20 protein-coding genes and 1 tRNA gene are annotated in these 21,794 nt (G+C 61.2%); 12 read left to right on the forward strand and 9 right to left on the reverse strand.

Going from position 1 to position 21,794, the window contains the following annotated elements; genetic code table 11:
* Positions 1-42 precede the first annotated feature (42 nt).
* From JAB6_RS03830 to JAB6_RS03850, 5 genes are all read left to right on the forward strand, one after another.
* On the forward strand, positions 43-1,755 hold the full coding sequence (locus tag JAB6_RS03830) for a methyl-accepting chemotaxis protein (protein WP_070301499.1): 1,713 nt from the start codon (positions 43-45) through the stop codon (positions 1,753-1,755).
* A gap of 48 nt (positions 1,756-1,803) precedes the next feature.
* Complete coding sequence (locus JAB6_RS03835) at positions 1,804-3,525, forward strand: hypothetical protein (RefSeq protein WP_070301422.1); 1,722 nt, start codon at positions 1,804-1,806, stop codon at positions 3,523-3,525.
* A gap of 149 nt (positions 3,526-3,674) precedes the next feature.
* A complete protein-coding gene (locus JAB6_RS03840; protein WP_070301423.1) occupies positions 3,675-4,370 on the forward strand; it encodes a hypothetical protein in 696 nt (231 codons plus the stop codon).
* Positions 4,371-4,474: 104 nt separating this feature from the next.
* A complete protein-coding gene (locus JAB6_RS03845; RefSeq protein WP_070301424.1) occupies positions 4,475-5,206 on the forward strand; it encodes a BON domain-containing protein in 732 nt (243 codons plus the stop codon).
* A gap of 169 nt (positions 5,207-5,375) precedes the next feature.
* Positions 5,376-6,668 carry an MFS transporter gene (locus JAB6_RS03850; protein WP_070301425.1) on the forward strand — a complete coding sequence of 431 codons (1,293 nt, stop codon included), beginning with the start codon at positions 5,376-5,378 and terminating at the stop codon, positions 6,666-6,668.
* Between the two features lie 59 nt (positions 6,669-6,727).
* Here JAB6_RS03850 and JAB6_RS03855 read toward each other — a convergent pair whose 3' ends face one another.
* On the reverse strand, positions 6,728-8,875 hold the full coding sequence (locus JAB6_RS03855; protein ID WP_070301426.1) for a S9 family peptidase: 2,148 nt from the start codon (positions 8,873-8,875) through the stop codon (positions 6,728-6,730).
* Positions 8,876-9,050: 175 nt separating this feature from the next.
* Between JAB6_RS03855 and JAB6_RS29540 the strand changes: the two genes are divergently transcribed.
* Both JAB6_RS29540 and JAB6_RS03865 read left to right on the forward strand, forming a co-directional pair.
* Entirely contained in the window at positions 9,051-10,097 is a 1,047-nt protein-coding gene (locus JAB6_RS29540; protein WP_083292512.1) for a lysozyme inhibitor LprI family protein, read from the forward strand.
* Positions 10,098-10,100: 3 nt separating this feature from the next.
* Complete coding sequence (locus JAB6_RS03865; RefSeq protein WP_070301428.1) at positions 10,101-10,604, forward strand: hypothetical protein; 504 nt, start codon at positions 10,101-10,103, stop codon at positions 10,602-10,604.
* Here the strand turns inward: JAB6_RS03865 and JAB6_RS03870 are convergent, their stop codons facing one another.
* The 5 genes from JAB6_RS03870 to JAB6_RS03890 all read right to left on the reverse strand — a co-directional run bounded on the left by JAB6_RS03870 (position 10,605) and on the right by JAB6_RS03890 (position 14,470).
* Positions 10,605-11,009, reverse strand: coding sequence for a hypothetical protein (locus JAB6_RS03870; protein ID WP_070301429.1), 405 nt, complete (start codon positions 11,007-11,009; stop codon positions 10,605-10,607).
* 104 nt (positions 11,010-11,113) lie between these two features.
* A tRNA-Lys gene (locus JAB6_RS03875) sits at positions 11,114-11,189 on the reverse strand.
* A 68-nt stretch (positions 11,190-11,257) separates the two neighbouring features.
* The gene (locus tag JAB6_RS03880; protein WP_070301430.1) at positions 11,258-13,024 is read right to left on the reverse strand and encodes a GspE/PulE family protein; all 1,767 of its coding nucleotides are present in this window, start codon (positions 13,022-13,024) and stop codon (positions 11,258-11,260) included.
* Positions 13,025-13,071: 47 nt separating this feature from the next.
* A complete protein-coding gene (locus tag JAB6_RS03885) occupies positions 13,072-13,860 on the reverse strand; it encodes a spermidine synthase (protein WP_070301431.1) in 789 nt (262 codons plus the stop codon).
* 97 nt (positions 13,861-13,957) lie between these two features.
* On the reverse strand, positions 13,958-14,470 hold the full coding sequence (locus JAB6_RS03890) for a glycine zipper 2TM domain-containing protein (RefSeq protein ID WP_034785134.1): 513 nt from the start codon (positions 14,468-14,470) through the stop codon (positions 13,958-13,960).
* Positions 14,471-14,871: 401 nt separating this feature from the next.
* Between JAB6_RS03890 and JAB6_RS03895 the strand changes: the two genes are divergently transcribed.
* The 5 genes from JAB6_RS03895 (at position 14,872) to JAB6_RS03915 (ending at position 20,202) form a co-directional block, all read left to right on the forward strand.
* The gene (locus JAB6_RS03895; RefSeq protein ID WP_034747450.1) at positions 14,872-15,270 is read left to right on the forward strand and encodes a barstar family protein; all 399 of its coding nucleotides are present in this window, start codon (positions 14,872-14,874) and stop codon (positions 15,268-15,270) included.
* A 156-nt stretch (positions 15,271-15,426) separates the two neighbouring features.
* Positions 15,427-16,035, forward strand: coding sequence for a phosphoribosylglycinamide formyltransferase (purN, locus tag JAB6_RS03900; protein WP_034747453.1), 609 nt, complete (start codon positions 15,427-15,429; stop codon positions 16,033-16,035).
* A gap of 21 nt (positions 16,036-16,056) precedes the next feature.
* The gene (locus tag JAB6_RS03905; RefSeq protein ID WP_070301432.1) at positions 16,057-17,376 is read left to right on the forward strand and encodes an RsmB/NOP family class I SAM-dependent RNA methyltransferase; all 1,320 of its coding nucleotides are present in this window, start codon (positions 16,057-16,059) and stop codon (positions 17,374-17,376) included.
* A gap of 125 nt (positions 17,377-17,501) precedes the next feature.
* Positions 17,502-18,860, forward strand: coding sequence for a mechanosensitive ion channel family protein (locus JAB6_RS03910; protein ID WP_070301433.1), 1,359 nt, complete (start codon positions 17,502-17,504; stop codon positions 18,858-18,860).
* Positions 18,861-18,993: 133 nt separating this feature from the next.
* Complete coding sequence (locus JAB6_RS03915; protein ID WP_034747459.1) at positions 18,994-20,202, forward strand: fatty acid desaturase; 1,209 nt, start codon at positions 18,994-18,996, stop codon at positions 20,200-20,202.
* Between the two features lie 138 nt (positions 20,203-20,340).
* Here the strand turns inward: JAB6_RS03915 and rpmG are convergent, their stop codons facing one another.
* From rpmG to radC, 3 genes are all read right to left on the reverse strand, one after another.
* Positions 20,341-20,508 carry a 50S ribosomal protein L33 gene (gene rpmG / locus JAB6_RS03920; protein ID WP_010400929.1) on the reverse strand — a complete coding sequence of 56 codons (168 nt, stop codon included), beginning with the start codon at positions 20,506-20,508 and terminating at the stop codon, positions 20,341-20,343.
* Between the two features lie 22 nt (positions 20,509-20,530).
* The gene (gene rpmB / locus JAB6_RS03925; RefSeq protein ID WP_010400928.1) at positions 20,531-20,767 is read right to left on the reverse strand and encodes a 50S ribosomal protein L28; all 237 of its coding nucleotides are present in this window, start codon (positions 20,765-20,767) and stop codon (positions 20,531-20,533) included.
* A gap of 247 nt (positions 20,768-21,014) precedes the next feature.
* Positions 21,015-21,689 carry a DNA repair protein RadC gene (gene radC, locus JAB6_RS03930; RefSeq protein ID WP_070301434.1) on the reverse strand — a complete coding sequence of 225 codons (675 nt, stop codon included), beginning with the start codon at positions 21,687-21,689 and terminating at the stop codon, positions 21,015-21,017.
* Between the last annotated feature and the right edge of the window lie 105 nt (positions 21,690-21,794).

The following is a 21,794-nucleotide window of genomic DNA, read 5'->3' on the forward strand; positions in this document are numbered from 1 at the left end:
GAAGAATTTGGACATTTTCATGAATGAATGGATGAGACGGATATGCAAAGCACCAAAATCAGCACACGGCTTTATACGGGATTCGGCCTGGTCCTGTTGCTGCTGATCATCGTTACCGCACTCGGCATCAACCGCGTGCAAAAGATCGACGCCATCCTCACCAGTATCAGCGACGTCAACAACGTCAAGCAGCGCCATGCGATCAATTTCCGTGGCAGCGTGCATGACCGCGCGATCGCCCTGCGCGACGTGGTGCTGGCGGCCGACGCGGCGTCGGCCAAGCCGGAAATCGCGCGCATCGAAACGCTGGCCGCCAATTACGCGCAGGCCGCCGCACCGCTCGACCAGATCATCGGCAGCGGCAAGGGCGTGACCGAAGCGGAACGCACGGCCCTGGCCGCCATCAAGGCCAGTGAAGCGAAGGCCCAGCCGATCATCGCCAAGGTGATTCAATTGCGCCTGGCCGATGATGTGGCCGGCGCCACCGCCTTGCTGCAGCAGCAGGGCGCCGCCGCCTTCACGGGCTGGCTTGCGTCCGTCAACCAGCTGATCGACCTCGAAGAAAAGATGAGCCGCGAACAGGCCGACAGCGCAAGCACGGTGGCGCGCAGCTTTTTCTTCTTCATGGTGCTGCTGTGCCTGGGCGCGATCGCCATCGGCACCATCGCGGCCTGGCGCATCAGCCACGGCTTGCTGCGCCAGCTCGGCGGCGAGCCCGACTACGCGGCCGCCATCGCCGGTGAAATTGCCGCTGGTAACCTGGCAGTGACCATCACTACCGGGCCGAATGACCGCAACAGCTTGCTGTACGCCATGCGCGGCATGCGCGACAGCCTCGTGGCCATCGTCAGCCAGGTGCGCGCCGGTACGCAGACCATCGCCACCAATTCGCGCGAAATAGCAGCCGGCAACCTTGACTTGTCGAACCGCACGGAACAGCAGGCCGGTTCGATCGAGGAAACCGCCACGTCGATGGAGCAATTGACGGGCACCGTCAAGCAGAATGCCGAGCACGCGATCGAGGCGAATCAGCTGGCCGTATCGGCCTCGGGTGTGGCCGTCAAGGGCGGCGCCGTCGTGGCGCAGGTGGTGCAGACCATGGCCGCCATCAATGAATCCTCGAAAAAGATAGTCGACATTATCGGCGTGATCGACGGCATCGCTTTCCAGACGAATATTCTGGCGCTCAATGCCGCCGTGGAAGCGGCGCGCGCCGGCGAGCAGGGCCGCGGCTTTGCCGTCGTCGCCACCGAAGTGCGCAGCCTGGCCCAGCGTTCCAGCCAGGCCGCCAAGGAAATCAAGTCGCTGATCGACGACTCGGTCGAGCGCGTCGGCACGGGCGCGCGCCTGGTCGATGAAGCAGGCACGACCATGCAAGATATTGTCGACAGCGTCAAGCGCGTGACCGACATCATGGGCGAAATCAGTGTGGCCACGCGCGAGCAGTCGTCCGGCATCGAACAGGTCAACCAGGCCGTCGGCCTGATGGACCAGGTGGTGCAGCAGAATGCGGCGCTGGTGGAGCAGTCGGCCTCGGCCGCCGCGTCGCTGGAAGCGCAGGCCGGCAGCCTGTCGCAGGTGGTCAGCATCTTCAAGCTCGACAACTCGCAAGTGCAGCTGCAGGCGCCGCAGCCGGCGCGTGCGCGTCCGGCCGCCGTGACTGCTGCCAGGCCGGTCCTCAAGGCCGCAGCGAAGCCGGCACTGAAAAAGCTGGCCTCCAAGGTGCCCGCCGATGACGCATGGGAAGAGTTTTAAGCGGCGCTCGTTTACAATCGGGACCTTACATTGTTTGCTGAGGTCCCCATGAAACGTATCCTGTTCCCCCTGCTGATGGCTGCCGCCGTCGGCAGCGCTTGCGCCGCAACGCCGGCCACCCCGGCCACCGCGCAACAACTGGCGGCCATGAGCGCCCGCTACGCGCCCGTCGCGCTGACGGCCGATGTCACGCACCTGTCTGCCGGCGACCGCCAGGCCATCGCCAAGCTGGTCGAAGCGGCCAAGCTGGTCGACGTGCTGCAGCTGCGCCAGCGCTGGTCCGGCAATGAAGCGCTGTGGGCGGCATTGAAGAAGGACACGTCAAAGCTGGGTCAGGCCCGTCTGAACTATTTCTGGATCAATAAAGGTCCCTGGTCGGTGCTCGACGCGCACGCCTCGTTCATGCCGGCCAGCTATGCCGGCATCGCCATTCCCGCGCACAAGCCGGAAGCGGGCAATTTCTATCCGCAGGGCGCTACCAAGGCCAGCCTGGAAACGTGGATGAATGGCCTCTCGGCCGACGACAAGCAGCAGGCGCAATGGTTCTTCACGACGATTCGCGCGGGCAAGGATGGAAAATATCAGACCGTCAAGTATTCGGACGAATACAAGGTGGAACTCAAGCAACTGGCGAAGCTTCTTGATGAAGCTGCTGCCGCCACGGATAACGCGTCGCTGAAGAAATTCCTCACCCTGCGCGCCAAGGCTTTCCTCGACAACGACTATCTGCCGTCTGATTTCGCCTGGATGGACCTCGATTCGCCCGTCGACATCACCATCGGCCCGTACGAGACGTATAACGATGAGCTGTTCGGCTACAAGGCCGCGTTCGAAGCGTACGTGAACATCCGCGACCAGGCGGAAACGCAGAAGCTGAACTTCTTCGCCAAGCACATGCAGGAGCTGGAAGACAACCTGCCGCTCGACGCCCAGTACCGCAACCCGAAGGTGGGCGCGCTGGCGCCGATGGTGGTGGTCAACCAGGTGTATGGCGCCGGCGACGGCAACATGGCCGTGCAGACGGCTGCCTACAACTTGCCGAACGACGAGCGCATCATCAGCGCGCGCGGCTCCAAGCGCGTCATGTTGAAAAACGTGCAGGAAGCCAAGTTCAAGGCCACCCTGACGCCGATCTCGAAACTAGTGCTGACGCCCGAAGCGCAGCAAGACGTCGATTTCAATTCCTTCTTCACGCACATCCTCGCGCATGAAATCATGCACGGCCTGGGCCCGCACGCGACCGTCGTCGACGGCAAGCCATCGACGCCGCGCCAGGACTTGAAGGAAGCGTATTCGACCATCGAAGAAGCCAAGGCCGACATTACGGGATTGTTCGCTTTGCGCTACATGATGGACAAGGGGCAGCTCAAGGATACCCTGGGCCAGGGCGACGCGGCCGAGCGCAAGCTGTACAACACGTTCCTCGCCTCGGGTTTCCGCACCCTGCATTTCGGCCTGACGGATTCGCATGCGCGTGGCATGGCCATCCAGATGAATTACATCCTCGACAAGGGCGGCTTTGTCTCGCTGGGCGACGGCAAGTTCGGCGTCGATTTTGGCAAGATCAAGCAGGCCGTGATTGACCTGGACCGTGAATTTTTGACCATCGAGGCAACGGGCGACTATGCGCGCGCGAAAGACATGATGAGCAAGTACGTGGTCATCCGCCCTGAAGTGCAGGTGGCGCTCGACAAGATGAAGGCCGTGCCCAACGATATCCGCCCGGAATTCGTCACGGCCCGCGCGCTGGACCAGGCGGCGAAGAAATAAGCTGACTTTGATTATTGTCAGTCTGAGAAGCCGGCGCCTCTGCGCCGGTTTTTTTGTCTTTATTTATAAAAAGTTGCCAGTTTTTCCTTGTGGAAATATTTTCACCGCTTACTCTGCATTAGTAAATCCCCATTTCTCCTGTTGATCCCATGTTGAAACTGTTCCCGCTGTTAAGTGTGTCCCTTGCCTTGCCCGCCGTGGCAGCCGCCCAGCTTACCGATCTGGAAACCCGCTGGCTGCAGGCGGGCCAACCCGTCATCGCGTTTGCACGTGCGCAAGGCTTGCCCATCGATATCATCGTGCAGCCGCAGGATGCGCCCGGCGCCGTGCCGCTGGCGCTGGGTTACGAAGCAGGGCGCTGCAAGCTGGTGCTGTCCTTGCGCGGCAATGCGCAGGCTGACAGCGTCTTGCAGGGCGTGCCGGCCAAGCGCCACGGCCTGATGATGGAAGCGATGACGGCGCATGAGATCGGCCATTGCCAGCGCTATGCGCAGGGCGACTGGCATGCCTTGCCACGCGGCTTTGTCGAGCCGCGCAGCACGCAGCGCGGCAGGTTGACACCGCTGGCGCAGGAGTTGCGCGAGACGCGCCGCGAAGAAGGGTATGCGGACCTCGTGGCCTTGGCCTGGATGAAGGGGCGCCACCCGGGGCAGTACCAGGATGTGCTGGCCTGGATGCGCGACGTGCGCGCCGGTGGCGAGGCTGCGGGCGGCGGTGCAGGCGGTTCCCACGCCACGCAGGCATGGCTGGCGCTGGCCGATGGCGCCGGTGTATTTGATGGGCCCGCTTCAATATTTGAACAGGCGCAAGTATTGTGGCGAAAAGGCTTGAGCGGCGACAAATAAACGATGATTTTTAAGTGAATGGACGGTCAGCGTGTGCTGTCGCACGGAGCTTTGCTTCCGGCAGGGGTCTAATCTGGGCATCAACTAACCAGAGAGGAACCATCATGAACAAAATGATCGCACTCATGCTGGCCGCCAGTGCCAGCGCCCTGCTTGCCGCCACGCCAGCGTATGCGCAGGATGCCTCGTACAAGAGTTTGACGGACAAGGCAACGGCCGATTACAAGCAGGCCAAGGCCGCCTGTGACGCCCAGAGCGGCAATGCGAAAAAAATCTGCGTGGAAGAAGCCAAGGTGGCGCGCGCCAAGGCCGAATCGGACGCCGTGGCGCAATACCGCAACACGCCGCGCGAACTGGGCAAGGCCCGCAAGGACGTCGCCAATGCCGAGTATGACCTGGCCAAGGCCAAATGCGGCGACCAGACGGGCGCCGACAAGACATCGTGCATGAACGATGCCAAGGCGGCGAAAACGGCCGCGCTGGCCGATGCCAACACGGGCGCCCGGGATGGCACCAACGTGGCGCAAAATCCGCCCGCCACGACGAAGGAAAACTGCGACGCCATGGATGCGACGGCCAAGGCCGCCTGCGTGACGCGCAACGCGGCCGGCAGCACCAAGACGGCCGTGGCCGACTCCGTCATCACCACGAAAATCAAGGCTGACCTCGTCAAGGACAATGACTTGAAAGCGCTCGACGTGCACGTGGAAACGGTCAACGGGGTCGTCATGCTCAGCGGCTTCGTGCCTTCGCAGGCGCAAGTGCAGAAAGCCGCCGACTTGGCCCGTGGCGTGGAAGGCGTGACGGATGTGAAGAATGGCTTGAAGGTGAAATAAGCCCATTCCGCACATGTCTCAAAACGAGGACTGGAGCCGCACGCAGCAGTGTGGCTCCAGTTTTTTTTGATTGTATAAATTACGATCATAATATAACATGAGAAAAATCCTGTCGGCTGATGCTGATCGGCATCCACTCTTTCTCTTCGCTCTTACTCATGAGGACTGCATGCTTTCCTATCCCTTTTCGCAATGGCTGGAGCGGCGCGGCGTGCACTTTGCCTGGGTCATCGTCGCCATCACTTTCCTCACGGCATTAACCTCGTCCGCTGCGCTGGGCTTGCCGGGCGCGTTGATGCAGCCTCTGAGCCGCGAGTTCGGCTGGGATGCCGAGCAGATTTCCTCGGCCCTGGCCGTGCGCTTCGTGCTGTTCGGTTTGATGGGGCCGTTTGCCGCCATCCTGATGGAACGCTTCGGCTTGCGCAATGTCATTTGCGTGGCCCTGGGCCTGATCGCTGCCGGCATGCTGCTGGCCACGCGCATGACGCAGTTCTGGCACCTGGTGGCCCTGTGGGGCATCCTGCTGGGGCTCGGTTCGGGCATGACGGCGCTGGTCTTGAGCGCCGTGGTGGCGAACCGCTGGTTCGAGACGCACCGCGGCCTGGTGGTGGGCGTGCTGACGGCCAGCTCTGCCACGGGCCAGCTGCTGTTCCTGCCCGTGGGCGCCTGGCTGATCGAGCACTACGGCTGGCGCACGGCCGTCATGCCCGTGTTCGTCGCCTGCGCCCTCGTCGCCGTGCTGGCCTTCCTATGCATGCGCAACCGTCCGCAGGATATCGCCTTGCGTCCCTACGGCGCCGACCCGGCCACGCCCCTGGTGGTGGCGCCGGCAGTAAAAATGACGTTTGCCACGCCGTTCGTGATACTGCGCAGCGTGGCGGGGAACCGCACTTTCTGGATACTCTTCGGCACCTTCTTCATCTGCGGCCTCAGCACCAATGGTTTGATCCAGACGCACTTCATTTCCCTGTGCGGCGATTCGGGCTTGTCCGCCGTGCCGGCCGCGTCCGTGCTGGCCATGATGGGCGCGTTCGACCTGTTCGGCACGATCTTGTCCGGCTGGCTGTCGGACCGCTATGACAACCGCAAACTGCTGTTCTGGTATTACGGCTTGCGGGGCTTGTCGCTGTTCTGGCTGCCGTATTCGGAATTCACCTTGTACGGCCTGTCGCTGTTCGCCATGTTCTATGGCCTCGACTGGATCGCCACCGTGCCGCCGACCGTGAAACTGGTGGGGGGCACGTTCGGCCGGGAGCGGGCGGGCATGGTGTTCGGCTGGATCTTCGCCGGCCACCAGCTGGGTGCCGCCGTGGCCGCGTATGGGGCGGGCCGCATCCGCACCCTGATGCTGACCTACAACCCGGCCCTGTTCGCGGCCGGTGCCGCCTGTCTCGTCGCCGCGCTGATGGTGCTGGCGATCCAGCGTCAGAAGGCGGCCGTGAGCGCCGCGCAAGCTGCATGAAAAAAGCCAGGCCCGCGTGTGCGAAGCCTGGCTTCTGTTTATCAAGAACGTTTCAGGATTTATTTGAGATATTTAGCCAGCCATCCTTCGACTTCGCTATAGAAGAAGCGGCTGTTCTCGCCCTTCAAGATCCAGTGGTTTTCGTCCGGGAACACCAGCAATTTCGCCGGCACGTTCAGGCGCTGTTGCACGGCAAAGTTCATCAGCGCATTGTTGGCCGGCACGCGGTAATCGAGCTCGCCCACGGTGATCAGGATCGGGGTCGTGAACCCCGTGCCTTTTTCGTGGTTGCCCGCTTGCATGATGGGGCTTTGGTCGCGCCACACGGGCAGGTTCGACCAGACGGGGCCGCCCGCATTCGTTTCACGGCCGAAGCCGCCATCGCTGGTGCCCCACTGCATGATCAGGTCCATTTCGCCCGCGTGCGAGACGATGGCCTTGTAGCGCGTGGTGGTTGCCTGCAGCCAGTTGGCCAGGTGGCCGCCATAGCTGGCGCCGCCGGCGGCCAGCTTCGTGCTGTCGATGAATGGATATTTCTTGATGGCTTCATCGACGCCCTGGTTGACTTCATCGCCCGGGCCCTTCAAAGGGTCGAACTGGATCGAGCGCGAGAATTCCTCGCCATAGCCGGTGGAACCCTTGTAGTCCGTCAGCAGCACGACATAGCCTGGCTTGGCCAGCAAGTGATAGTTCCAGCGCAGCACGAACTGGTCGCGCCACATGCTGGCCGCGCCACCGTGGATGACGGTAAACAGCGGGTATTTCTTGCTCGGATCGAAGTTGGCGGGCTTGACAAGCATATTGTGGATCTGGCGGCCGTCGGCCGTGGTGAACCAGAAGTGCTCGGGCGCCTGCCAGTCGATTTTATCGGCCTTGTCCGTGTTGAATGCCGTCAGGCGCTTCGGCTGCTTGCCGTTGAACGCGTAGATTTCCGGCGGGTTGATGGACGACTCCCACACACCGACCAGGGCCTTGCCGCCGCTGCTCAGCGAGTTGATGGTACCCGTCGGCAAGGATGGCTCCTCGCGCACGTCGCCACCCCTGGTGTCGATCGAGTACAGCTTTTCCAAGCCCGCATGTTCATAGCTGAAGATGACGCGCTTGCCGCCTTCGGGCAGCACGAAGCGGGAGATTGAACGGTCCAGCTTGGCTGTCAGGATGGTCGGGGCAGGGTTGCTCATCGGCCAGGCGAAACTGGCCAGGCGCTTCACGTCATACACCTTGCCTGGCGTTTCCGCGTCGCTCAAGGCGAACAGGGTCTTGCCGTCGGCCGCGAATTTCAGGCTGCCATAGCTGTGCTTGTCTTGCGTCAAGCGCTGCGCTTCGCCACCGGCCACAGGCAGCAAATACAGTTGCGAAACGACGGCTTCGCGCTGGGCCGCGTCGCGGTTGGTGGCAGCGTTGAAGACGACAGCCTTGCCGTCCGGCGTCCAGACGGCGTCCAGCGATTGTCCTTCGTCGCCCTGGCCGCCGCCAAAGCCCGGCAGGGTGACCAGTTGCGTACCCGACAGGATGTCGCGCGGCTTGGCGTCCGCTTGCGCATCAACGACGAACAGGCGCACCTGCTTGTCGGTCAGCCATTTGTCGAAATAGCGCGGTGCCGTCGTTTCATACGAGCGGGCGCTGACTTTGCGCTCCTTGCGTTCTTTCGCGCTTTGCTTGACGTCGGCTTCCGTCTTGTTGCCTGGATAGATATCGCTGATGAACAGCAACTGCTTGCCGTCCGGGCTCCATTTCGGCATGCGCGCGCCCAGGGTGAGCGAGGTCAGGCGTTGCGCTTCGCCGCCGGCTGCCACGTCGAGGCGGTAGATCTGGCCCGCGTCATCGCCGTCGCGCTTGGCAACGAAGACCAGCTGGCGGCTGTCCGGCGACCAGGCCACGGCGCTTTCGCCACCCTTGGAATAAGTCAGGCGGCGCGCGGGGCTGTCGTCGGTGAGGGACTTGATCCACAGGTCCGACCATTGCTCTTGGCTAGAGTAGGCGCTGTCGACCACGGAAAACACGGCCCACTTTCCATCGGGGCTGGCGACGGGCGCGCCCACCCGTTTCATCAGCCACACGTCTTCATGCGTAATGGCGTGTCTGGCCTGCGTTTGCGTAGCGGCAACGGGGGTGGTGGCTTTGGTATCGGCGGCCTGGGCAAGAGAGGCACAGGCCGCTGCGATCAGCAGGGAGCCGAGGGAACGGCGAAGACGGGGTGAGGTCATGGGCGTGGTCCGGAGTAGTGAAAAAAGTACAGCGGGCAACATTATTGCCCATGCTTTCCTGCACTGCCAAGGCTGGGTACCGTTACTTACCAAGCAGGATGGCAACGTATCGGGCGGGTGCGCCATGGCTGATCAGTTAAACTTGTTCTTTTACTGACGCTACCTTTGGCCGGCCATGAAAATTAGTCTACCCTTATTGAAAACGATATTGCTGGGCGCGAGCTGCCTGCTGGCGGCCCCGGTTTTTGCCGCCGCACCCGCTCCCTACCCGAACACGAGCGCCATGGGCGTCGGTCACGCGGAAAGCACGGCCTGGTATGCAGGCTGCCTGAAGGTCAAGGATGCGGCGCCGCCGCCCGCCGACCTGCCGGCGCCATCGGCCGTGGCGTCCCTGCAGCAATGCCAGGCAACGGACCTGTATTACGATACCAAGAGTATGTCCTCGCCCAAGCCGGCCGACTGGCGTCCCGTGCGCCATTGCGCCATGGCCACGCAAAACAGCGCCGTCCTGATGATGCTGTACCAGAATGGACAGGGCGTGCAAAAAGACCCGTTGCTGGCGCTCAAGTATGCGTGCAGCATCGATGCGGCGCCGGCCGAGATGCGGGGCCGTATCGAGCACTTGCAGCAGATCAATGCCAGCGGACGCGGCATGATCGACCTGTGCGACGACATCACGAGCGGCTATATGATGGGCGTGTGCAGCGCCATCGATGCGCGCCAGAAACAAAGAGTGCGCGGGCAGGCGACAGCCAAAGTCAGCGAAGCAATGCCGGCCGTGGCGCAAGCGTCGCTGCAAAAGCTGCAGGCGGCGGCAAGCAAGTTTGCCGATGCGCGTGCGGCCAATGAAACGGACTTGAGCGGCACGGCGCGCGCCGCCCTGAGCATCGCCGCCCGCACGGCCGAGCTCGATTTGCTGGCGCACGATCTGCGCGAGTACGAAGCGGGCAAGCTGCCAGCCAGCATGTCCAAGGAACAGGCTGCAGCGCTGGACAAGGAGCTCAACGCCATCTACGGCAAGCTGATGAAAAAGCCGGCGCAAACCCATGCGGGCGCCGTGAGCAAGGATGGCATCCGCGCCACCCAGCGCCTGTGGCTGGCGTACCGCGATGCCTGGATGAACTTTGGCGCCGTGCGCTATCCATCCGTGACGAGCGAAACCTGGGCCGGCCGGCTGACGTCACGGCGCAATGTACAACTGCAAGACTTGCTGGAGAACTAAAACATGCGGGAAGCGTACTACCACGAAGACGATTTTTGCATGATCGAACTGCTGCCACTGGATAACTTGCAGCACTGTCTGACGCAGATGGGCGAGCAAGAGGCGTTTGCCGACGCGCACCGCAGCGGCGCCGGCTGGACGCAGATGTACGTGCCCGAGGCGCCGCCGTCGCAGATGGGTGCGCTGGGCCTCACGATGGAACAGCTGCGGCTGGCGCTGGCCGACGCCTTGCCGCCGTATGACGCCGTCTACACGGGCTACAGCACTTACCGCGTGGAATGCAAGAACGTGCTGGCCTTTGGCGGCGACAAGACGGAGACCCTGTTTGCCGGCCTGGACGACAAGGGCATCGTGTGCGACCTGTGGTGCAGCGACGCCATGCCCGAGCTGTTGCTGCTGCCCTTGAAAGAGCAATTGCTGCTGGCCGACTGGGGCGCGGGGTTTGCGTGTCCGCTATCCGATGGGGAATTGTTTGCCCGTTATCTGCAGGAGTATGAACTGAACTGATTACTCGCAGGCGATGGCGTTCGGCTGCGCCACCTTGACCACCGACGCCAGGCGCGCCATGTCGTTGCCGTCGCCTTGCTCCACATACGGTTGATAGCTGTCGATGACGATGCGCGCACGCGCCTGCCAGCCGCAATTGTCGGCCTGGCCTGCGGGCACGCGCAGCAGACGGCGTGCCTCGCCATCGTTGGAAAAACAGAACCACGCATCGTGCGTGGCGGCAGGGCGGGGCAAACGGCCCCACTGCGCCTTGTCGGGCGCGAAGCAGACGCGCTTGCCGATGATCTCCAAGCTCATCTCGTCCGTGCGCGCGCTGTACTGGCCGTCGAGCACGATCGGTGTTTGCGTTTGCGCGTGGGCGGACAGGCAGGCGGTGGCCAGGAGGAGGGTGGCAGCAAGTTTCATGCGTTTCTTTCAGGGCTGGCAAGACGAAGTGCCAGTATAACCGTGGGGGCCGGAAACGAAAAAAGCCCATCCGTGAGGATGGGCTTTTTAGTACTGCGCATTCGTGGTAGGCCGTGCGGGATTCGAACCTGCGACCAACGGATTAAAAGTCCGCTGCTCTACCAGCTGAGCTAACGACCCGAAAGAGGCCGCATTATATATCAGTTGAAAAAGAATGCAAAGCATTCCTGTGAGAAAGTGCTGGCCTGCTAGTGCAGGGCAGCCGTGAGTTTCAGCACTTCGTCGATGCTGGTCGTGCCATCGATGATTTTGCGCGCGCCGGCGATGCGCAGCGGCGTCATGCCGTCGAGGATGCTCTGGCGGCGCAGCGCGTGCAGGTCGGCGCCGGCCTTGACCAGCTGGCCGAACGTTTCCGTCACGCTCAGCAGTTCATAAATGCCGGCACGCCCCAGGTAGCCGCTGTGCCGGCACAGGGTGCAACCGACGGGGCGGTACCCGGCGGCCGGCCGCTCCAGCTGGCCGCCCGTCAGGCGTTGCCATGTCGCGGCGTCGGGGGCGTCGTCCAGCTGTTTGCAGCCCGCGCACAGGCAGCGCAGCAATCGCTGCGCCAGCACGCCGATCAGGCACGCTTCCAGCAGATAGGCGGGCACGCCCAGTTCCAGCAGGCGCATGACGGCCGAGGGCGCGTCATTGGTGTGCAGGGTCGACAGTACCAGGTGGCCCGTCAGCGCTGCCTGGATGGCCATCTCGGCCGTGGCCAGGTCGCGGATTTCTCCCACCATGATGATGTCGGGATCTTGCCGCATCAGCGCCCGCACGCCATCGGCAAACGATAGCTCGATGCCGGCTTGGGTTTGCACCTGCATCTGGTTGAAGGCCGGTTCGACCATTTCGATGGGGTCTTCCACCGTGCACACATTGACTTCGCTGCTGGCCAGCGCCTTCAAGGTGCTGTACAGCGTGCAGGTCTTGCCCGAACCGGTAGGGCCCGTTACCAGCACGATGCCGTGCGTGCGCGCCGTCAGCTGGCGCCAGCGTTCGGCATCCGCCGGCGGAAAGCCCAGGTCAAACAGGCTCTTGACGGCCACTTCCGGGTCGAAGATGCGCATGACGAGCTTTTCGCCGAAGGCCGTGGGCAAGGTCGACAGCCGCAGTTCGACTTCCTGACCCTGCGCATTGCGCGTCTTGATGCGGCCATCTTGCGGACGGCGCTTTTCCACCACGTCCATGCGCCCGAGTAACTTGATGCGCGCCGTCATGGCCAGCAGCACGACGGGCGGCAATTGATAGGCCTGGTGCAGGCGGCCGTCGATGCGCAGGCGTACGAGGCCCGCGTCGCGCTTCGGTTCCAGATGGATGTCGGAAGCGCGCTGGGCAAACGCGTATTGCCACAGCCAGTCGACGATGCGCACGACGTGCTGGTCGTTGGCGTCGAGGCTGCTCTTGTTGCGCCCTAGTTCCACCAGTTGTTCGAAATTGTGGCGCAGCGCCAGGTCTTGCGTGGACGCCTGCCGGGCTACCTTGACGGAACTGGCCAGGCTGAAAAATTGCGCGATGGCGTCGGCGATGTGCAGCGGGTTGGCGATGACCAGGCTCAGCTTGCGTGGCGCAAGATTCCCCAGCTGCGCCTGCCAGGCGAGCGCATAAGGCTGGGCCGTGGCGATGACGATGCGGTCAAGCGTGCTTTCCACGGGCAGGATGTTGAAACGGGCCGCATAGCCTGCCGTCATGACGTCGGCCACCTGGCTGAAATCGATGTGCAGGGGATCGATGCGCACATACGGCAAGCTTGAGCGTTGCGCCAGCCACGCGCACAGGGTATCGAGCGTGAGTGCGCCGTGGGCGATGCTGCACAGAGGATGCAAGGCCGGCGCCGGCAGCAGGGCGGCCTGGGTGCCGATGGCGGCCGCCTGCACCGCATCGAGCAAGCCGTCTTCCTGCAGCCAGGCCAGCAGTTGCGGCAGTTCCAGCGGCGTGTCGGGCGAGGTGGAAGAGGGGGGAGGGGAAGCGGGCATGGCCGGCGCCTTTCCAGGCTGCCGGCCTTGCCTGGACAGGCCGGCGGTTACAGGGTGCTGACGATGCCCTTGACCCAGGATTTGGCGGGCAGCTTGGTCTCGGCGACGATCTGCTTTGCGCGCTCGAGCAGGGCGGCTTGCGCTTCGGCATCGAGTGCCACTTTCGTCTTGAACGCGATCGCCACCACGTTCCCATCATGGACTTCCGGCAGGCAGACCACCTGTTCAAACGCAAACTTCATCGCCTTGATGTTTTTCGCGTAGCTGGGATGGTCGCCAAACAGGTTGACCGTCATGATGCCGTGCGGCGCCAGGCAAGCGCAGCAGGCGGTATAGAAATCGGCGCTATCGAGCACGGGACCGCGCGCCGTGGCGTCATACAAGTCCACCTGCAGGGCGTCCAGGGTGCCGTGATTGGCGTCGTCGTTGACGTAGTCGAGCGCATCCATCTCGCGCACGTGCAGGCGCTCGTCGTTGGGCGGCAGCTTGAACATCGATTCGCAGATGGTGATGACGGACGGATTCAGTTCGATGGCCTCGACTTGCGCCTGCGGGAACTGGCGGTAGCAGAACTTGGTCAGCGCGGCCGTGCCCAGGCCCAGCTGGGCGATACGCTGCGGCTGCTCGATCCACAGCATCCACGCCATCATCTGCTGCGCGTATTCGAGTTCCGGCCAGTCCGGCTTGCGGATGCGCATGGCGCCCTGCACCCATTCCGTGCCGAAATGCAGATAGCGCACGCCATCCATTTCCGACAGGGTGACAGGGGCGTAGCGGGGCTTGCGCGCGGGGCGCGAGGATTCGACTTGTTCGATGGATTTTCGTTTGATAAGCATAAGGCGGCCTGAAAGTGTGCCGCATTATAGCCCGTGCCGGAGCGCCATAAAAAATGCCAGCCGCTGGGGCTGGCATGGTATGGGCCGGTTGCTACTCTTACTGTTGTGCGGGCTCGATCGATACACGCAGACGGATGCGCTCGCCCGGATCGTAGGACATGATGCTCGTGTAGTTGCGGCCGCGGTAGTCGTAGGTGACCTGGTAGCCATTGTTGCGCGATTCCCAGTGGTCGACCTGACGGCATTGCTTGACGGCTTGTTCCTGCATGCCACCCTGGTAATTGTTCTGGTTGTCGACACGGTCGCCGACGACGGCGCCGGCAATCGCGCCAGCGGCTGCGGCGGCCGTGCGGCCATTGCCGCCACCGACCTGGCTACCGAGCAGGGCGCCAGCGATACCGCCGACGATGGAGCCGCCAGCGCTGCGCTGTTGCGGCGGCGCCTGGACTTGCACGTATTCCGTACGGCATTCCTGGCGTGGACGGTTGATCTGTTCCACTTGCGGCACGACGCGCACGACCTTGCCGAAATCTTCAAAGTCGGCGGCCTGGGCGAGTGGCAATGCACCGATACAAAGGGCTGACATCATCAATTTGGCTTGCAAGTTCATTTGTAACCTCGTTATCTAGAGAATCTTTCAGGGTATTTTTTACAACTTGGGACTATAGTAATCCCGCCAGACCGGGACAAGTGTTTCGGCTGGCAACAAAATGTAACAGCCCAAGTCCCTTGCCCCACAGTCTGTAACATGCACTTTCAATCGATACAAGATGTTGAAATGACTTGAAACCAGCGGTTTGTAACAAATCTTGCGTTTGACATCATATTCGGGTTGATTCATGCAGGACAACACGTTACCCTAATACGCGTATGGCTTATATAAAATCGCACTGAATCGCATAAAAGTTGATACAGATCGAATCACCGCGTGCGCATTGACCCGCGTGCGGGGATGCAATAAGAAGAGCAGCTAGAAGAGATCCATACATAACAGGTCGATTTGAGGGAAAAATGAGTTTGTTACTAACCGTGCCGCCCAACCTTGTCCAGTCCATCCGTGCCTTTCGCGTGACCGAATTACAAGACGAGGCGATCCGTCTCGGGCAGCACTTTTTATATGCACATTGCAACGCTGGACAGACCAAACAACAAGTCATCGGCATTATTGCAGAAGCATTCCTGTTTCCGAAAAACCTGGCGAAGAATTTCGATGCGCTGCGCCTGTGCCTGACGGACACCATGTTCAAGGCGGGCACGCAGACAGGCTTCCTGGTGGTGCTCGAGCAATTGCCAAATACGCAAAAATTCGACAAGGAAGCGCGCGAGATCCTGCTCGACGTGTTCCGCGACGCGGCCGACTACTGGGCCGAGAAGAAAGTCCCGTTCCGCGTCTTCTATTCGTTCGAGTAAACACTTACTCACGTTGTGATAGCGTAAAATCAGCCTTTTTCCCGCTTGGCAGGCAGCATTGTCCGGCGAAAGCGCTTGTTGTGCGATCATGTTGCGGCGCAACAATATCGCCGGCCTTTCTTGGTTCGCATCGCCATAGCGGGTACAATGCGCGCTATGAAAAATATCGTTATCCTCATTTCCGGACGCGGCAGCAACATGGAAGCGGTCGTACGCGCGGCGCAAGCCGAGCAATGGCCAGCCCGTATTGCCGCCGTCATCAGTAACCGGGCCGATGCCCAGGGATTGGTTTTTGCCGCGGAACATGGGATAGCGACCGCAGTCGTTGCCAACAAGGATTATGCCAGCCGCGAACAGTTCGATGCGGCGCTGCAAGCCGTGATCGACGGTTTTGCCCCCGACCTGGTCGTGCTGGCCGGTTTCATGCGCATCCTGACGCCGCCCTTCGTCGAGCATTACGCAGGGCGCATGCTCAATATCCACCCGTCGCTGCTGCCGCTGTTCCCGGGCATGGCGACACACCGCCAGGCGCTCGAGGCTCGTGTAACGGAACACGGCGCGACCGTGCATTTCGTGACTGCCGAGCTCGATCATGGCCCGGCCGTGGCAAGCGCGAAAGTCCCCGTCTTGCCAGGCGACACAGAAGAGAGCTTATCGGCGCGCGTGCTGGTACAGGAACATCTGCTTTACCCGCGCGCCATCCGCCTGTTCATTGACGATAAACTGTCAGTCGAGCATGGCCAGGTCCGCGTGGACCCTCAATAAAATATTACAGAAAGAATAACAATGAGATTGCCACCAGCGATACTTGCCAATGCTGAAGAAGTATTGCGCGAAATTTTACGTTTCACGGCCCCGGCCGACACCACCCTGTCGCGCTATTTCCGCGACCATCCGCGCCTCGGTTCGCGCGAACGCGGCGCCATTGCCGAAGGCATCTATGCCGTGCTGCGCAACAAATCGTTCTTCACGGACTTCGCCGAAGCGGGCAGTGGCCCGACCATGCGCCGTTTGACCATCCTCGGCCTGGCCGAAGCGGTGGGCGCCGATTCGCTGGGCGGCCTGACGGAAGAAGAAGTGGAATGGCTGGAACGCATCACGCAGATCGACCGCAGCCTGATGCCGTCGAACATGCGCGCCAACATGCCGACCTGGCTGTTCGACAAGCTGATCGCCCAGTTCGGCGAAGCGGAAACCATGACGCTGGCCGATGCGCTGAACGCGCCGGCGCCGCTGGACTTGCGCGTGAACTCGCTCAAGGCCACGCGTGACGACGTGATGCTGGCCCTGGCCGAAGCGCCGATCCTCAGCACGCCGACGCCCTATGCGCCGCTGGGTTTACGCGTGATCAAGAAGCCATCGCTGCAAAACCTGCCCCTGTTCCAGAGCGGCGCCATCGAAGTGCAAGATGAAGGCAGCCAGATCCTGTCGCAAATCGTCGGCGCCAAGCGCGGCGAGATGGTGGTCGATTTCTGTGCCGGCGCAGGCGGCAAGACGCTCGCATTGGGCGCGCTGATGCGCAACACGGGCCGTTTGTACGCATTCGACGTGTCGGAAAAACGCCTGGCCAAGCTGAAGCCGCGCATGGCCCGCAGCGGCCTGTCGAACGTGCATCCGGTGCAGATCGCGCATGAGCGCGATGCCAAGATCAAGCGCCTGGCCGGCAAGATCGACCGCGTGCTGGTCGATGCCCCATGTAGCGGCCTGGGCACCCTGCGCCGCAATCCGGACGTGAAATGGCGCCAGCAGCCGAACTCGATCGTCGAGCTGCAAGCCAAGCAGGCAGCCATCCTGGCCGGCGCGGCACGCCTCGTCAAGGGCGGTGGCCGTCTGGTGTACGCCACCTGCAGCTTCCTGAATGAAGAAAACGATTTTATCGCCGAGCAATTCCTGGCGGCCCATCCGGACTTCACCCTGGTGCCGATGAACAAGGTGCTGGCCGAGCAGAAGATCGAGCTGGAAATGGGCGACTACCTGAAATTGTTGCCGCACCTGCATCAGACCGACGGTTTCTTCGCCGCCGTGTTCGAGCGCAAGGTTATGCCGAAAAAAGTCTACGCCGATGAAAAACCGGCCGACGACGTTGACGCCGAGCCAGCCGAATAAGTTTGTCACCGGCCATCGCTGCAGCATCGCAGCGGTGGCCATGCACTTGCGCCAGCCAGTCTGGCGCAGGCTGTGGGCACCCCGCCCGTTTGTTTTCCCGCACCACCTTCCAGATTCCATCCGCCATGAATGAAACCCCGCTGCTCAACCTGATCACTGACTTTGTCGACGATTTCCGTCAACCGGCCATCCTGTGGCAGGCGCTGGTCATCGTCGGCTGCCTGGCCCTGAGCTGGCTGCTGGTGCGGCAGTTGCGCGTGTTCCTGCACCAGCGGGCCGAGGCGGCCGCGACGCCGGCCACGCCGGAAACCCTGCAGCGCACCGATAGCTTTATCCGCATCCTGACGCCCGTGCTGGCGGCCATGCTGCTGGGCATTGCGCAGCATTTCCTGGCCAAGTTCCAGTCGGTGAATCTGCTCAGCATCGCCATCCCCCTGTGCACGTCGATGGCGCTGGTGCGCTTCGGTTTTTATGTGCTGCGCCGCATTTTTGCCCGTCATGGCGATATCAGCCCCACCATGTTGCTGCTGGAAAAGATCTTCACGGTCGTTGTATGGGCCGGCATGGCCCTGTACATCACAGGCCTGTGGCCGGAGCTGCATACCTTTCTGGAAAGCATCGTCGTGCCGCTGGGACGCAACAAGGTGTCCGTGGCTGCTATCTTGCAAGCCGCTATTTCCGTAGCCGTGCTGCTGGTGCTGGCCATGTGGGCCGGCACTTCGCTCGACGAGCGCCTGATGAAAATGCAGGGCCTGCACACCTCCTTGCGCGTAGTGCTCTCGCGCATGGGCCGCGCCGTGCTGATCCTTGTTTCCGTGCTGGTCAGCCTGTCGCTGGTGGGGATCGACCTGACGGTGCTGTCCGTGTTTGGCGGCGCCTTCGGCGTGGCGCTGGGCTTCGGCTTGCAAAAGATCGCCGCGAACTTCGTCTCCGGTTTCATCATCCTGCTCGACCGCAGCCTCACCATCGGCGACATGATCACGGTCGGTCAATTTACAGGCAAGGTCACGCAGATCAATACGCGCTATACTGTGTTATTGGGTGGCGATGGGGTTGAATCCATCGTGCCCAATGAAATGCTGATTTCCGGCGGCGTCCAGAACATGTCGCTGAGCAACCGCATGGTCTGGCTGTCGACGGCCGTGTCGGTGGGTTACGAAACGGACCTGGACGTCATCTTCCCCTTGCTGGAAGAGGCGACCGCCAAGGTGCCGCGTGTGTCGCAAAGCAATCCGCCATCGGCTACCCTCGTGCGTTTCGGCGCCGACGGCCTCGATGTGCAGATCGGCTTCTGGATCGCGGATCCGGAAAACGGCACGGGTGGCGTGAAGTCGAATGTGAACCGCGCCATCTGGCGCACCTTGCAGGAACATAAGGTCACTGTACCGTTTCCGCAACGCGAATTGCGTATTGTTGGTACGCCTCCTGCCCCGCTCGCCAGCGCGGCAGACGGTGAGTCCGCGCCATCCGGCACCCAGCCTTAACCTCGCTGCCTGCCTCCGATTTTGCCTGATAGCACCCATTAGGGCGTACAATCACGCCTAAAATTAACTCTGCCGGACCTCCAGAGTCACTGGAGCGACCGTGCGCACGCCCTGTCCACTTGGAGTAGTAGTAATGACATTGAGTTCCGTTTTACACGACGTTTTGCAGTTCATGGCAACTGGCATTACCGATCTGTCCGCATGGCAAGTTTTCCTGTACACCATGGTGGTCACCCACATCACGATCGCCAGCGTCACGATTTACCTGCACCGCCATCAGGCCCATCGGGCGCTGGAATTGCATGCGCTGCCCAGCCATTTCTTCCGTTTCTGGCTGTGGCTGACGACGGGCCAGGTCACCAAGGAGTGGGCCGCCATCCACCGCAAGCACCATGCCAAGTGTGATACGGAAGAAGATCCGCACAGCCCCGTGACGCGCGGCATCAAGAAAGTGTTCTGGGAAGGCGCCGAGCTGTACCGCGCTGAATCGAAGAACATGGAAACCATGGCCAAGTATGGCCACGGCACGCCGACGGACTGGATCGAGCGCAATCTGTACACCAAATACAGCTGGTTGGGCGTGGTCATCCTGTTCTTCGTGAACTTCGCCCTGTTCGGCGTGATCGGCATTTCCGTGTGGGCCGTGCAAATGATGTGGATCCCGATCACGGCGGCAGGCATCATCAACGGCATCGGCCACTACTGGGGCTACCGCAACTACGACTGCGCCGACGCGGCCACCAATATCATTCCCTTCGGCATTTTGATCGGCGGCGAAGAGTTGCACAACAACCACCATACCTATGCGACGTCGGCCAAGCTGTCGTCGAAATGGTATGAAATCGATATCGGCTGGGCATATATCCGCGCGCTGGAAATGCTGGGCCTGGCCAAGGTGAAAAAACTGGCGCCGGAACCGAAGTTCTCGCACGGCAAGCTGGAAGCGGACTTCGAGACCTTGCAGTCCGTCATCGCCAACCGCTATGACGTGATGGCCAAGTATGCGAAATCGATCAAGCATGCCTGGAAAGAAGAACTGGAACACCTGAAGCACAAGGCCGAGCTGGAAAAGCGCTTCCTGAAATCGTCGCGCAAGCTGATGCAGCGCGAACCGGGCAAGCTGGCCGATGCGCATCACGAACAGTTGTCGGAACTGTTCCAGCACAGCAAGGCGCTGGAAACCATGCACCACATGCGCGTGGAGCTGGGCGCCATCTGGGAGCGTTCGCACTTTACGCGCGAGCAATTGCTGCAAAAGCTGCAAGACTGGTGCACGCGCGCCGAAGCGTCGGGCATCAAGTCGCTGCAAGACTTTTCCTTGCGCCTGCGCAGCTATGCATAAGTAAGCTGCGGTAGCAGATAAAAGCCCTGGTTTCCAGGGCTTTTTTTCGTCGGTACAAAGGTGAAGAGAGTCGGTCGAAAATCAGGGCGAAAAAAAACCGCTCATCGGAGCGGCTCTTTTTACAGAACACAATATCAATTACTTGATTTTGGTTTCTTTGTACGTTACGTGCTTGCGTGCTTTAGGATCGAATTTCATGATCTCCATTTTCGCAGGCGTCGTACGCTTGTTTTTGGTAGTCGTGTAGAAGTGACCCGTACCGGCGGTCGATTCTAACTTGATTTTGTCGCGGCCTGATTTTGCCATGATAGCTCCCTTATTCTGCTAATTAGACTTTTTCGCCACGAGCGCGCATATCGACCAATACGGCGTCGATGCCGACTTTATCGATGACGCGCAGACCGGCGTTGGACAAACGCAGGGAGACCCAGCGGTTTTCAGATTCAACAAAAATACGACGATTCTGCAAGTTAGGCAAAAAACGACGTTTGGTTTTGTTGTTTGCATGGGAAACATTGTTGCCGACCATCGGCTTCTTCCCAGTGACTTGGCAAACACGTGCCATGGCGCACTCCTTAAAGATATTCCAAATTGGAAAAACGAGAGTATATCCAAAATAAGCAGATTTATCAATGACTTGCGAAAAACAATTGTGTCATGTTGTATTGAAATAATTTAACAATTTGACTTTTACCCTTCCTCATAGGGAAAAGCACTGGTAAACAGCGCTGTTTACTGCTAGACAAGCCTGCTTCCTTTGTCACGTATGTCCTTGTTTACACATGGTTAACTGCGGTGGAGCGGGCTCTGGCCTAGATTTGCCCATGTTCCGCAAACGAATGCACTTGCCGCCCGGCCACGACGAAATGGTCGAGGATGCGCACATCCACCAGCGACAAGGCTTGCACCAGCGCGCGCGTCAGCAGCAGATCCGATTCGCTCGGTTCCGGCGTGCCGGACGGATGGTTGTGCGCCAGCATGACGCTGGCCGCGTTGTGCAGCAGCGCCTGCTTGACCACTTCGCGCGGATACACGCTGGTGTGGGTGAGGGTGCCGCGAAACATTTCCTGGGTCGTGATCAGCCGGTTCTTGACGTCCAAAAACAACACGTGAAACGCTTCATGCGCCAGGTTGCCCAGAGTCAGGCGTAAATAGTCTTTGACCGCGTGCGGCGAATTGAGGGCCTGGCCCGCCTGCAAGTCCTCGATGATGGCGCGCCGCGCCAGTTCCAGCACCGCTTGCAGCTGGGCGAACTTGGCGCTGCCCATGCCGTGCACGGCGGAAAAACTCACGAGGCTGGCGCCAAACAGGCCCCGCAAGGAGCCGAAGTGCTCGACCGTATCGCGCGCCAGCTCCACGGCGCTCTTGCCGCGCACGCCAGTGCGCAGGAAGACGGCTAGCAATTCAGCGTCCGACAGCGATTGTGCGCCATCCTCGATCAGGCGTTCGCGCGGCCGTTCGCCGGCTGGCCAATCCTTGATGCCCATGTTGCCTCCCCGGTGCGCCCAGCTGGTCGTGGCGCCTGCCGATGATTGTCGCGCCTTCCCCGGGCGGCCATGCTGCGCTAGCTCGTCTTTATGTCAGGTCGTGCT

It is taken from the genome of Janthinobacterium sp. HH104 (assembly GCF_001758715.1).
GTDB classification, from domain to species: domain Bacteria; phylum Pseudomonadota; class Gammaproteobacteria; order Burkholderiales; family Burkholderiaceae_D; genus Janthinobacterium; species Janthinobacterium aestuarii.

Bases quoted from the DNA above. Each gene is read 5' to 3' on its own strand.
- JAB6_RS03890 (WP_034785134.1), bottom strand. From the start codon at position 14,470: ATGAACTTGCAAGCCAAATTGATGATGTCAGCCCTTTGTATCGGTGCA.
- purN (WP_034747453.1), top strand. From the start codon at position 15,427: ATGAAAAATATCGTTATCCTCATTTCCGGACGCGGCAGCAACATGGAA.
- JAB6_RS03905 (WP_070301432.1), top strand. From the start codon at position 16,057: ATGAGATTGCCACCAGCGATACTTGCCAATGCTGAAGAAGTATTGCGC.
- JAB6_RS03835 (WP_070301422.1), top strand. From the start codon at position 1,804: ATGAAACGTATCCTGTTCCCCCTGCTGATGGCTGCCGCCGTCGGCAGC.
- JAB6_RS03865 (WP_070301428.1), top strand. From the start codon at position 10,101: ATGCGGGAAGCGTACTACCACGAAGACGATTTTTGCATGATCGAACTG.
- rpmB (WP_010400928.1), bottom strand. From the start codon at position 20,767: ATGGCACGTGTTTGCCAAGTCACTGGGAAGAAGCCGATGGTCGGCAAC.
- JAB6_RS29540 (WP_083292512.1), top strand. From the start codon at position 9,051: ATGAAAATTAGTCTACCCTTATTGAAAACGATATTGCTGGGCGCGAGC.
- JAB6_RS03915 (WP_034747459.1), top strand. From the start codon at position 18,994: ATGACATTGAGTTCCGTTTTACACGACGTTTTGCAGTTCATGGCAACT.
- JAB6_RS03910 (WP_070301433.1), top strand. From the start codon at position 17,502: ATGAATGAAACCCCGCTGCTCAACCTGATCACTGACTTTGTCGACGAT.
- JAB6_RS03830 (WP_070301499.1), top strand. From the start codon at position 43: ATGCAAAGCACCAAAATCAGCACACGGCTTTATACGGGATTCGGCCTG.
- radC (WP_070301434.1), bottom strand. From the start codon at position 21,689: ATGGGCATCAAGGATTGGCCAGCCGGCGAACGGCCGCGCGAACGCCTG.
- JAB6_RS03870 (WP_070301429.1), bottom strand. From the start codon at position 11,009: ATGAAACTTGCTGCCACCCTCCTCCTGGCCACCGCCTGCCTGTCCGCC.
- JAB6_RS03850 (WP_070301425.1), top strand. From the start codon at position 5,376: ATGCTTTCCTATCCCTTTTCGCAATGGCTGGAGCGGCGCGGCGTGCAC.
- JAB6_RS03895 (WP_034747450.1), top strand. From the start codon at position 14,872: ATGAGTTTGTTACTAACCGTGCCGCCCAACCTTGTCCAGTCCATCCGT.
- rpmG (WP_010400929.1), bottom strand. From the start codon at position 20,508: ATGGCAAAATCAGGCCGCGACAAAATCAAGTTAGAATCGACCGCCGGT.
- JAB6_RS03880 (WP_070301430.1), bottom strand. From the start codon at position 13,024: ATGCCCGCTTCCCCTCCCCCCTCTTCCACCTCGCCCGACACGCCGCTG.
- JAB6_RS03885 (WP_070301431.1), bottom strand. From the start codon at position 13,860: ATGCTTATCAAACGAAAATCCATCGAACAAGTCGAATCCTCGCGCCCC.
- JAB6_RS03855 (WP_070301426.1), bottom strand. From the start codon at position 8,875: ATGACCTCACCCCGTCTTCGCCGTTCCCTCGGCTCCCTGCTGATCGCA.
- JAB6_RS03840 (WP_070301423.1), top strand. From the start codon at position 3,675: ATGTTGAAACTGTTCCCGCTGTTAAGTGTGTCCCTTGCCTTGCCCGCC.
- JAB6_RS03845 (WP_070301424.1), top strand. From the start codon at position 4,475: ATGAACAAAATGATCGCACTCATGCTGGCCGCCAGTGCCAGCGCCCTG.